Consider the following 12,227-nt stretch of genomic DNA (forward strand, 5'->3'; position numbering starts at 1 on the left):
CCGGAGAGCGGTGAATGTACCCCTTGCAACGCAGATAGCCCGCGGATGGCTCACTCGGATGGGACCGGATAGGTCTAGATGGGGCCGGATAGCTCACTCGGATGGGGCCGAAGGGGCCGGATAGGACTTGACAGGGCCGGATAGTGCGTATCTGCGTTACGAGGGGCTGCCTAATCCGTTCATGCCTGCACGCAGCGTCGCAATCGTGGTGATTGTGCCTTTGGTCTGCGCATGAACCACCACAGCCGGTCGCCAAGCTCGCTCGCCTGAGTGTGTACCTTCAATCTGCGTGTGAACCAGCCCCTGTAACGCTGATACGTCGCACGGTATTCCATCGGGGCGAAGGACGCCGTCCTGCCTTCGTAACGCGGCTGCGTCCCAATCGCCTTGAGCATGAACGCATTGCTCCGTCCGCGTGAATTGTTGGTGTCCCCGGCCTCGCGGCGCCGAATGAAACCTAGGCTGTACAACCATGTGCGACAAGGTTCCTCCCCAAGCGTGGCGTCCGCTGGCGGTATCGGCAATGCAGGCGGAGCCAATATCGCCAGCGGACGCGCCGGTGGCCGTTGCGGAGGATACGAGGTTCGGACTCGGCACCGCTGGGACCGGCCTACGCCTTGCTGCGCATGCGACGCCATCCCATGTGATGTCATCTCATGTGACGCCACTCCATGCGACAACACCCCAATCGACACGCCCCCGCATACCGCAGCCTCATGTGTTGCCGCTTCGCCCGGAGCGATTCCCCGTGACGTTGGGGCGCGCGACAATATTGCGCAGGGTTTCATCCCGGTTTCGCGCTACGGCGGCCCGCATGGCGTCATTCCTCGCCGCTCGCTGTCCATCCACGTTGACCGCATCGCTCAGATTGGTATTCCTTCGATACTTTGCACTCATTGCCGTCGCATGGCTGCCATGGCTCGTCATCGCGTGGCCCGGTGCAATGCGCGACGATACGCTCGCCCAGTACCTTCAAGTGTCCGGCATTCACCAGTACTACACGCAGCATCCGCTTTTCGACACCCTGATCTTCGGCTTGTTCTGGCATGCGGGCAGCGCCGTCGCCGGCACGCCACTCGCCGGCCAGGCCGCATACATAGTGATTCAGGCAGTGCTTCTCGCCGCGGGGGCCGCGTTCACGCTGTGCTACATCCGCAAACTCGGTGCACCCCGCTGGCTCGTCATCCTGTCGCTCCTCTACCTCGCCACCAGCTATGTGGTGGCCGGCTCCATCATCACGATGGGTAAGGATTCGTTGCATACCGTCTTCTTCGTGCCGTTCGCGGTGATGTTTGTGGAGGCGTGTCTCACGCGGGGTGCCGTGCTGGCCCGCCAGCCGGTCGCCATCACGTTCGTTGCGCTTGCCTTCGCCGTCATCGCATCCAAACGTACGGCACTCGTCATCGTGCTGTGTGCCGGATGCTGTCTGCTCGCCGCATGTCGTGGAAATACAGAGGATAGGGACGCGGGCGGGACTGCGGATAAGGATGCTGACGCCAGCCGACTTCGGCGCAGCGCCCGGAACCATGATCGGTTCTTCGAGCGCAACTCCGACCGTAAGCCTGATTCCGACCAGCCCCGTGATCATACGTGCGGTCGGCAATCCCCGGAGTCATATCGTGGCCAGCAGGACCAGCAAGTTCAGCAAAGCCAGCTTCGCGGTCGAAGTGGCGACCAGAACACGCGGCAACGTCCCCAACCCCGCGCGCAACAACGCCCGCGACGTCCCCTGCGTCTGAGTCCTCGCTTTCGCGCCTTCGCGTGCCTGACCACCGCCGTCATCCTCGCTCAGGGCGTATGGGCCCCGCTCGCCGAGGCCGCCACGCATGCCAATCCCTCGCCCGGACGCGAGGTTTGGGGGCTCGTCACCCAGCCGGTCGCGCAGGTCGCGCACGACCATCCCAATGACCAGACCGCCATCACGCCCGACCAGCGGCGCGCCCTCAACGCCATCATGAACCTTGATCAGGCCGCCGCCGATATCAATCCGCACCGCACCAACGAGACCTTCCAGACTCTGCGCGAGCATCCGCAGCCGACCACGGCCCAGAAACTCGCGGCACTTCGCGTCTGGGCGGAACTCGGCGTGGCCCATCCCGGCGAGTATGCCAAAGCCTATGCGGGCCCGATCCGCGGCTGGTGGGACATGTCCGTGAACTTTGCGTACCCCACCGATTCCGATTACCTGTTCACACGCGGATACCTCAAACAATGGTCCACCTTCCTGCCGGAGACCGTGACGGGTGCATCCGCGGTCGGCGGTTCGGCGGCCGGCACGAACCCGAATGCGGACACTGGTTCCGGCGCCGGCACGGGCGCTGATGCGGCCGCCAATGGCGATGACGACGCCGACATCGCCGCCGCGCAACGCATCGTCGCCATCGAGCACGACCTTGCGCCGCTTATGGGCACGTCGCGCAAACCGCAATGGAAGCGGACCGTACTCGATGACGTTCGCCATTGGGTCCGCGACGACAACCCATTGACGGCCATGGGCCTATATGTCACATGGATTCCGCTGATCATCGGCGCCGCTCTGTTGCTGCGGTTGCCGCCGTGGCGCCGGACGGCTCGGCGACGCCGTTCGCCCCAGCCTGGCCAACTCGAGCAGCCCGACCAACTCGGGCGAATCAGCCCCTCTGCGTGTGCTCGCCAGCCATACTCGTATGATGTGCCGGCCGGTATCGCATCGGCCGGCATTGCCTCGGCCGGCATTGCCTCGGTTGGTATTGCCTCCACTGACATCGCCACAGCCGACATTGCCCCGGCCACCCCCGTCCCCGTCGATTCTGCCTCGTCCCGCACCGCCGCACCCCGTCCGGCCTCGGCCCTCGCCGCATACGGACTGCTGTTCTTCACAATCCTCTCGCTGTACGCCTCACCCGAGGCGCTGTTCTGGTATCCGATTCCGGTGTACTTCACGTTGCCGCTGTTCTCGGCCCTGCCGTTCGCCCGGGCGTGTCGTGCGGAGCCTGTCCGGTAGCTGGGTCGCATGGTGAGACAGATTCAGGGGTAAAACAGGCCGAAATCGCGCTTGTATTACCGCACTGGACTCAAAAAATCAAGACTGTTGCTGAAGAATTTTTTTCTCTACATTTCTAGATGGTTTTCAAGCCATTAGGCAAATGCATTTGAGAGAGGAATTCGGCATGCTTCGTCAGCCGCGCTGGTCCGTGCCGCGCGCATTCGTCGCGTTGGCCTTTTTGTTCGCCATGATCGTCGCCACCGTGGCACCCGCCGCGCTCGCGCCGCAGGTGGCCTTCGCCGACTCCTCCGACTCGAGCTCCTCCAGCTCCAGCAGCTCCGCTGACTACGCCTCATGGACCGACGTGGCCAAGGCGATGGACAAGCAGCTCAAGCAGGGCCTTAAGACCTACAAGGACGGCAACACCGCCGGCTCCACGTCCGAGGTCATGTCCGCGTACAACACCATCTACGTGGCCTCCAACTTCACCGCCGTGGTGCGCGACACCATCGGTCAGGACAAGCAGACCGCCCAGCAGCAGGCCTTCCAGTCCATCCAGGACCTCACCTACGTGCCCGGCAACGACGATCAGATGAGCCAGCAGATCGACGCGCTTTCCGCCGACCTCGACGCCACCGCCCAGCAGCTGGACGCCAACACCCAGCTCGCCAAGCCGAAGGCCTACGCCGAAGCCCTCCAGAAGCAGCTCGACAAGGAGCGCAAGGAGCTCGACGCCAAGAAAAAGAAGAACCCCGGCAAGGGCAACCGTTCGTGGACCGACGTGGCCAACGAGATGACCCCGATCCTCGACAACGCCTACAAGGCGTACGAGAGCGGCGACGGCGCGAAGGGCGCCACGCTCGTCAACACCGCCTACTACCAGTACTATGAAAAGCTCGGCTTCGAGAAGAACGTGATGAACGCCATCAGCGGCAACCGCGTCTCCGAGGTCGAATATCAGTTCAAGATGTGCCGCAAGTCGATGAACACCGGCGCCTCGCTCAAGGACACCAAGCAGCTCATCGATGACCTCAAGGCCATGCTGGTCAAGGACGCCGGCATCCTCGACGGTGGCGCCGCCGATCAGGAGGGCGGCTTCACCAAGTTCATCACCAGCTCGGTCGGTCAGGCCTTCCTCATCCTCATCCGTGAGGGCCTTGAGGCGCTGCTAGTGGTCGCCGCCGTGATCGCCTATCTCGTCAAGTCCGGCAACAAGCGCTTCACCAAGTGGATCTACGTGGGTGTGCTCGCCGGTCTGGCCGGTTCGGGCATCATCGCCGTGATCTTCGGCCTGATGTTCGGTGGCTCCGGCCCGCAGCAGGAAATCATGGAGGGCGTATGCGCCCTGATCGCCATGGGCATGCTGCTGTGGACCAGCAACTGGATGCTCAACAAGAGCTCGGTCGAGGCGTGGAACCGGTACATTCGCACCAAGACCGAGGCTGCGGTGAAGTCCGTGTCCTCGCAGGTCGAATCGGGGGAGAAGGTGGCGTTCGGCACGATCGTCTCGCTCGCCATGCTGAGCTTCCTCGCCGTGTTCCGCGAGGGCGCCGAAACCGTGATTTTCTACGAGTCGATCTACTCGATGAGCCAGGATTCCAAGGGCATGTGGATCGGCGGCATCGCCGCGGCCGTGGTGCTCGTGATCATCTTCCTGATCATCCGCTTCACCTCCGTGAAGATTCCGATCGGCCCGTTCTTCCTCGTCACGTCGATTCTGATGTCCGTGCTCGTGGTCGTCTTCGCCGGCGGCGGCGTGCACGCGCTGATCGAGGGCGACGCGCTCCCCGCCAACTACCTGCAGGGCGTGCCCACGAACGACTGGCTCGGCTTCTACCCGTACATCGAGACGATTGTGGCCCAGGCGATTGCGGCCGTCGCGGTCATCGCGCTGTTCGTGGTCGGCTTCGTCAAGCAGCGCAGGCTCAAGAAGGCCGCCGCCGCATCGGTCAAGCCCGTAGACGCTGCGGCGGGCGAGGCCAAAGCCTAGACGCGGTGAGACGGTCCGCCGCCGCGAGCCCACATCGTGAGCCGCATCGCGAGCCGCATCACGCGGAATCGCCTGCAGGCGACCGTGCCAACCCAGCTTTCCCCGAATAATCCATAATTCAACAATCTGTGAATACTATTCACTAACCAAATAAAGGAAGAGAACAATAATGATGAAGAATAAGAAGATGGCCGCCCTGCTCGGCCTGCTGCTCGCCGGCTCGATGACCCTGTCCATGGCCGCCTGCGGTTCCACCAACAACGCATCCTCCGACACCAAGTCGGACACCTCCTCGCAGTCCACCGACTCCTCCAGCTCCGACACCTCCTCCGACTCCGGCGCCTCCGATGCCGGCGCCGGCTTCGAGGAGGTCCCGGTGGGCCCGTCCGGCACCGCCGAGGAGCAGGACCAGGAGGCCGGCCCGCTGACCGTCGGCGCCGTGTACTTCCAGCCGATCGACATGGAGCCCGCCTCCATGGGCCTCAAGGCCGCCGACGCCTCCTTCCACCTCGAGGCCGACATCCACGGCAACGAGAAGGCCACCGAGCTGGGCTACGGCAAGGGCGACTTCATCCCGGACCTGACCGTGAACTACACCATCATCGACAAGTCCACCGGTAAGGAAGTCGAGGGCGGCACCGCCACCTCCGGTACCTTCATGCAGATGAACGCCTCCGACGGCCCGCACTACGGCGCCAACGTCAAGCTCGACAAGGCCGGCACCTACCAGCTCAAGCTCTCCATCGAGTCCCCGGCCAAGAAGGGCTGGATGCTGCACGTTGACCCGGAGACCGGTGTGAAGGGCCACTTCTGGACCGAGCCGATCGAGGTCACCTTCGACAACTGGGATTACACCCCGCGTCAGTGGTGAGTGCGTAAAGCAAACAGCCCGGTGGGCTGTTTGTAGCACTCATGGGCGATGCGACAGCATCGCCCGGGACAGTCGGTCGAAGGCCGTCCTCCAGTGCACGGCGGAGTGGCCGAGCCGTTAAGAAAACGCCAGAGGCGTTTTTAGGCGAGTGCCGTACGTAACCTGACTCCGTCAATAAACCTCAACAGAGCCCCCTCATCCCAGAGGGGGCTTTCGGCCGATTATGGCATGTAGGATTCTGCGTCCGGAAGCCCACTATTTGACTACCCCTCAGTCCTGTTTCGGGCCAGCTCCCTATGGCTGGTGAGGGGATGACGCAGGACAAATCAAACCTCAGGAAAGGGCGCGAATGCTCGAGCAATTCGTAGCGGTGATGCCGGGGACGCTGGCCCCTGCATTGCTGGTCATGTGTCTGGGCGTGATGCTCACCGTGGGCGAGGGCCGCGACAAGCCGATCAGCGCCCACTGGCGGCTGTGGGGCCTCGTCATTGGCCTTATCGCGGCGGTGGTGTTCGCGGCCCTGCGTGCCACGGCCGTCATCAACCAGCGCACGTTCATCAATTATCCGGTGCTCATCGCGGCCGTGATTGTGGATGTGCTGGCACTCGCGGTGGTGCTCGCCGCGCCCAGAATCACCCACAATTGGGCCAAGCATGCGCTCTGGATGCATGTGGCCAATGCGGTGGCCGCCGTGCAGATCGCCCTCACCGTCTTCTACGCCCTGCCGGACGTGATTCTGCAGCTCACCATCTGGGTGGAGCCGGGCGAGACCGCCTTCACCTCAGCCATGCTGCTGCGTGCGCTCGGTTTTGTGCTCGGTCTGACCATGTCCATCGTGGTGGCGGCCATCTTCCGCACGATGCGCACCACGGCGGTGCGATGGGCCTTCACCATCGCGGTGGTGGCCGTCATGGCCATCCTGCTCATCCAACACTTCACCGGACTCATGCAGATTCTTCAGGCCCGCGGCTTCCCGATCGGACACATGGGATTCGTGGCCCTCGCATGGTCCATCAACCACAATTCCGCGATGATTATGGCGCAGGCCATCGTGTTCGCCGTGCCGGCCGTGGCCTCCGTGGTGGCCGGCTTCCGCATGAAGACGCGCGGCGTGCCCGGCGCGAACGAGGCCACGCTGCGCCGTCATAAGGCGTTCCGCCGCCATGCCATCGCCGCGGCCGTATGGTCGCTGGTCGCGATGATCGGCGTCACCGTCACCCTCACCGTGGGCGTCGCCGCCACCCATCAGACCATCACGCTGTCGCCGCCCGAGGCCTATTCGCTCAAGGACGGCGTGGCCACCATCCCATTCAGCCAGGTCGAAGACGGCCACCTGCACCGCTTCGAATACAAGGCGAAGGACGGCACGGTCATGCGTTTCATCATCATCAAGAAGAACGGCGGCGCGTACGGCATCGGCCTTGATGCCTGCGAGAACTGCGGCGACGCCGGCTACTACGAGAAGAACGGCAAGATCATCTGCAAGAAGTGCGAGGTGGCCATCAATCTGGCGACCATCGGCTTCAAGGGCGGATGCAACCCGATTCCGTTCAACTACAAGACCGGCAACGGCAAGATCACCATCCAGACCGCCGATCTGGACGCCCTGAGCGTCCACTTCCAGTGATTCCAGTGAGTTCGAGGCGGGAGGCAAATCATGTTCTTTCTGCGAATGATCGCGCGCTCGTTCACGCGGCAGCTGCGCAGGCGGCTGCTCATCGCGCTGACGGTGTGCCTGTCGGCCACGGTGAGCGTCTCGATGCTGGGCGTGGTGTTCGACGTGGGCGACAAGCTCAACGCCGAGCTGTCCACGTACGGCTCGAACATCACCGTGCAGCCGAAGGCCGACGCCGTGGTCTCCGACCTGTACAACACCGAAGGGGTCTCCGGCGCGGCCAGTGAGGCCGATCCGACCGCGTTCCTCAAGGAATCCGACGCGGTCAAGATCAAGACCATCTTCTGGGCGTTCAACATCACCAATTTCGCGCCGCAGCTCAACATCCACGCCACCACGAGCCCGAGCGGCTGCAGCGGATCGTCGTGCGCGTCCGTCCCCGTCTCCGTGGTGGGCACATGGTTCAACAAGAGCCTCAAGCTGCCGTCCGGCGAGACCACTGTGGTGGGCGTCGAGGGCATGCGCTCGTGGTGGAAGCTCGAGGGCGCCTGGCCCAAGGATGATTCCGATCAGGGCGTGATTGGCAAGACCCTGGCCGATTCGATCGGTGCCAAGGTCGGTGACACCATCACGCTGCACAAGAAGACCGCGTCCGGCGAGAACCATGAGCAGAACATCACGCTGACCGGCATCTACGATTCCGGCGACGACGAGAACAGCTCGCTGTACATCCCGTCCTCCACCGCCCAGGTGCTGGCCGATCTGCCCGATTCGGTGGACAAGATCGAGGTCAAGGCGCTGACCACGCCGGAGAACGACCTCGCGCGCAAGGCCGCGAAGAACCCGGCCGCGCTGAGTCAGGACGAATGGGAGACGTGGTACTGCACCGCCTATCCGAGTTCGATCGCCTACCAGATCGAGGAGGTGATTCCGGGCGCCGTGGCCAAGCAGGTGCGTCAGGTCGCCGCCCTGCAGGGCAACGTGCTGCAGAAGACGCAGGCGGTGATGATTCTGATGACCGTGCTGAGTCTCATCGCGGCGGCCGTGGCTGTGGCGAACCTCATGGTCGCCACAATCGGCGAACGGTCCGCCGAGCTTGCGCTGCTCAAGGCCATCGGTGCCACGGACGGCGCGGTCTCCCGCCTGATGATGGCCGAGACGGCGGTGATCTCGCTGCTGGGCGCGATCGTGGGCGCCGGCCTCGGCTCCGGAGTGGCCCAGATCATCGGACAGGTGGTGTTCGGTTCGGGCATCACGATGCGGCCGATGGTGTTCGTCTTGGTGTTCGTGCTGCTCGCGGTCACCGTGCTGGTCGCCTCCGCCTCGTCCATCCGCTCGATTCTGAGCTTGAAGCCTGCGGAGGTGCTGCATGGCCGCTGAGTTCCACGGTGCCGGTTACGCCGGTTCCTTGGCGTGGGAGGTCGCGATGACACGGCCGGCCGGGGGATTTCGCGATCTCGCGATTTCGTCCTCGGCCATGATTTCGTCTTCGGTTAAAGCCGTCCTTCCGCCCTTCTTCGGAATCGTCGCCAACGTATGCAAGAAAGGAGACCGCCGATGACCAATACCGGCATGTTCTTCAGAATGCTGTTCAGCGCCGTGTTCCGCCGTCGTTCGCGCGCGGTCATGGCCGTGGTCGCCTCGATGGTGGGTGCGGCCACGCTGTTCTGCCTGGCGATGATCTGCATCGCCGTGCCGCAGCAGATGAACGAGGAGATGCGCGCGTACGGCGCGAACCTCATCGTGACCCCCACCGAAGCCGGCGCCGACGGCAAGGCTGGCATCGATGAGGCGATGGTCACGCACACCACCGAGATGGTGGCGGCGAAGGGCTCGGAGAAGCACGCCGCCTACCGGTACGAAAACGTGCGTGTGAACGCCGCGCCGTACGTGATGGCCGGCATCGACACCGCTGAAGTGCGCAACCTCAACCATCACTGGGTGGTGGATGGTGCGTGGCCGTCCGCCGGCAAGGTGCTCATCGGCCGTGACGTGGCCGATGCGATGGGACTCAAGGTCGGCAGCGGCATCACCATCGGCTACCGCGCCTCCGACAACGCCGGCTCTTCCACATCTGGTTCCACCGCAGGTTCCAACTCGGGTTCCTCCGAGTCCTCCACATCGGCTCCCTCTGATGAGGGATCTGGCTCCGCGCCCGCGGAGACTGAGGGAGAGACCGCCGCAGGAACGGGAGCCACCGCCAACGCCAACCCGCAGAACTCCTCCGAGAACTCCGGCACCTCCTCTACCCCCTCCGACCAGCCCACGCAGGACGGCCGCGTTTCCAGCGACATCATGGACACCTCCGGCACTGAATTCCGCGTGGCCGGCATCGTCGACACCGGCGGCAGCGAGGACTCGATCATCTACGCCACCAACGAGGACGTCAACAAGCTCACCGGAACGACCCGCGGCGTGGACGTCATCGAATACTCGGCCGGTACGGACGACCTGAACGGTCTGGTCCAGAGCATCAACGACATGACCTCGATGCACGTCAAGGCGCAGCAGGTCACCAAGATCACCTCGTCCGACACCCGCATCATCACCATGCTGCAGACCCTGTTCTGGATTGTCTCGCTGGTCGTCCTCGTGCTGACGCTCGTGGGTGTGGGCACCACGATCAGCTCGATCGTCTCCCAGCGCCGCAACGAGATCGGCCTGCGGAAGGCGCTCGGCGCGTCCTCCTCGGCGATCGGCATCGAGTTCTACGTCGAATCGGCCATGTACGGCCTGATCGGCGGCCTGATCGGCACCGCAATCGGCTACGGGCTGGCCCAATGGCTGTGCGTGGCCGTCTTCGAACGGTCCATCGGCTTCAACTGGTGGCTCGGCGCCGCCTCCGTGGTGCTCGCCGCGCTCGTCGCCGTGGTCGCCTCCATCCCGCCGGTCCACCGCGCCACCCGCATCGACCCCGCCGTGGTGCTGCGCGAGGAATGATGCCGTATCCGTCATCCGCCATCCGCCAGCCGACGGACGACGGACGACGGCCCGCACACGGGAGCAGGCGGAGGACGTCTCCTCCCAATCCCGGTTGAATACGTGAGTTGATAATGAATCCCAGGAGAGGAAACAGCCATGGATATGCTGCTTGAACTCGACCACATCTCGAAGATCTACGGCGACCTGCATGCCGTGGACGACCTGAGCTTGACCGTGCCGCAGGGCGAATGGCTCGCCATCGTCGGCTCGTCCGGCTCCGGCAAGACCACGCTGATGAACATGATCGGCTGCATGGACACCCCGTCCAAGGGCTCGGTCAAGCTCGAAGGCCGCAAGCTGGAGGACCTGAACGCCGGCCAGCTGGCGGATGTGCGCAAGAACATGATTGGTCTGGTGTTCCAGAAGTTCTACCTCGTGCCGCACCTGACCGCCGTCGAGAACGTGATGGTGGCGCAGTACTACCATTCGGTCGTCGATGAGAAGCAGGCGCTTGCCGCGCTGGAGCGCGTGGGGCTCAAGGACCGCGCCCACCACCTGCCCAGCCAGCTGTCCGGTGGCGAGCAGCAGCGCGTGTGCGTGGCCCGCGCCCTCATCAACGAGCCGAAGCTGATTCTCGCCGACGAGCCGACCGGCAACTTGGACGAGAAGAACGAGAAGATCGTCCTCGACCTGTTCCGCCAGCTGCATGCCCAGGGCACGACGATCATCGTGGTGACGCATGACGCGCTGGTCGCCAGTTGCGCCGAGCGCGAGATCATGCTCAACCACGGCGTGCTCGTGGGGGAGAAGTGGAACGACGAGAAGGCCCGCGCGGCGTACGAGGCGGCCGGCGGCAAGCCTGCATCCACCGGCGCCCAGGTCGAAGGAGCACAGACCGGCGAGACCGCCATCGGCTTCGCCGACCCCACCAAAGCCGCCAAGACCGGCGGCGAGGACTAGTGGTCTTCGTAAGTTCGTTGATTATGTTCTGGCTCCCCTTGTCAGGGGAGCTGGCCCGCCAAGCGGGACTGAGGGGTAGTCATTTCGTCAATGAATTTCTGGCGTAGCACACTGGTTGACTTCGTCCGTCCCGTACCCCGTACCGGACGTAATTCGCATGATTCAATAGGATGGTGGATATGACTGATAGCAAGACATTGCGGAAGACCGCCACGCTGGCCGCCGCCGGATTGGTGGTGACCGGTGCATTGCTCGCCGGCTGCGGCGAATCCAAGGCCACGCCGATGGACGACTCCTATGCCGGCAACTCGGGCGAGACCCAGCAGTCCCAGGAGGAGCAGTCGCAGTCCGGCGGCTCCGATGCGTCATCCGATGCGTCCCAGTCCGATTCCGGGTCGTCCGACTCGTCGTCCACCACATCCGACAAGAAGGACACGGGCAACTACAAGGACGGCGACTACTCGATCAACGGCCAGTACGGCCCGGTCGGCGAGGATTCCATCGACGTGCATCTGACCATCAAGGATGGCAACGTCGAGCATGTGGACATCGTTGGCCACCCGTTCACCACCATCTCCAAAACCCATCAGGACGACTTCGCCAAGGCCATCAACGGTGTGGTGGATGGCAAGCCGCTGAAGGATCTCAAAGTGGATAAGGTCGCCGGTGCCAGCTGGACCTCCGATGCCTTCAACAAGGCTTTGGAGATCGCCCGTCAGGAAGCATCCATCCAGGAGTAGCGGCACGCGGCACGGGGTTCCCCTATGGAATGATCGTCTGGGCGTTGTCTCGTTGCCGGTGGGGGCCATAGTTGGCGGATTATCGACGCCGAGTGGGTTCCAACGTTGTGTCACTGCCGGACTGCCGGTAGGCGGCCGCAACACGACGCGGGCCGGCCTATCCC

The 12,227-nt window shown here is 63.7% G+C and carries 8 protein-coding genes; all 8 read left to right on the forward strand.

What is annotated here, in order from left to right:
- Positions 1-943 precede the first annotated feature (943 nt).
- The 8 genes from BG22_RS11035 to BG22_RS01600 all read left to right on the forward strand — a co-directional run bounded on the left by BG22_RS11035 (position 944) and on the right by BG22_RS01600 (position 12,063).
- A complete protein-coding gene (locus BG22_RS11035) occupies positions 944-2,983 on the forward strand; it encodes a DUF6020 family protein (protein WP_140492496.1) in 2,040 nt (679 codons plus the stop codon).
- Positions 2,984-3,149: 166 nt separating this feature from the next.
- Positions 3,150-4,955, forward strand: a complete 1,806-nt coding sequence (locus BG22_RS01565; protein ID WP_258186159.1) for an FTR1 family protein — start codon at positions 3,150-3,152, stop codon at positions 4,953-4,955.
- Between the two features lie 169 nt (positions 4,956-5,124).
- Positions 5,125-5,826 (forward strand): iron transporter, encoded by a 702-nt coding sequence (locus BG22_RS01570; RefSeq protein ID WP_140492499.1) that lies wholly within the window; start codon positions 5,125-5,127, stop codon positions 5,824-5,826.
- A 349-nt stretch (positions 5,827-6,175) separates the two neighbouring features.
- Complete coding sequence (locus BG22_RS01575) at positions 6,176-7,453, forward strand: DUF2318 domain-containing protein (protein ID WP_094667858.1); 1,278 nt, start codon at positions 6,176-6,178, stop codon at positions 7,451-7,453.
- 30 nt (positions 7,454-7,483) lie between these two features.
- Positions 7,484-8,821, forward strand: coding sequence for an ABC transporter permease (locus tag BG22_RS01580; protein WP_140492502.1), 1,338 nt, complete (start codon positions 7,484-7,486; stop codon positions 8,819-8,821).
- 177 nt (positions 8,822-8,998) lie between these two features.
- Positions 8,999-10,381 (forward strand): ABC transporter permease, encoded by a 1,383-nt coding sequence (locus BG22_RS01590; protein WP_169834090.1) that lies wholly within the window; start codon positions 8,999-9,001, stop codon positions 10,379-10,381.
- Positions 10,382-10,525: 144 nt separating this feature from the next.
- A complete protein-coding gene (locus BG22_RS01595; protein ID WP_140492576.1) occupies positions 10,526-11,323 on the forward strand; it encodes an ABC transporter ATP-binding protein in 798 nt (265 codons plus the stop codon).
- A 179-nt stretch (positions 11,324-11,502) separates the two neighbouring features.
- Positions 11,503-12,063 carry an FMN-binding protein gene (locus BG22_RS01600; RefSeq protein ID WP_094667855.1) on the forward strand — a complete coding sequence of 187 codons (561 nt, stop codon included), beginning with the start codon at positions 11,503-11,505 and terminating at the stop codon, positions 12,061-12,063.
- Positions 12,064-12,227 lie beyond the last annotated feature (164 nt).

Source organism: Bifidobacterium sp. UTBIF-78 (assembly GCF_006408945.1).
Classification (GTDB): Bacteria; Actinomycetota; Actinomycetes; order Actinomycetales; family Bifidobacteriaceae; genus Bifidobacterium; species Bifidobacterium myosotis.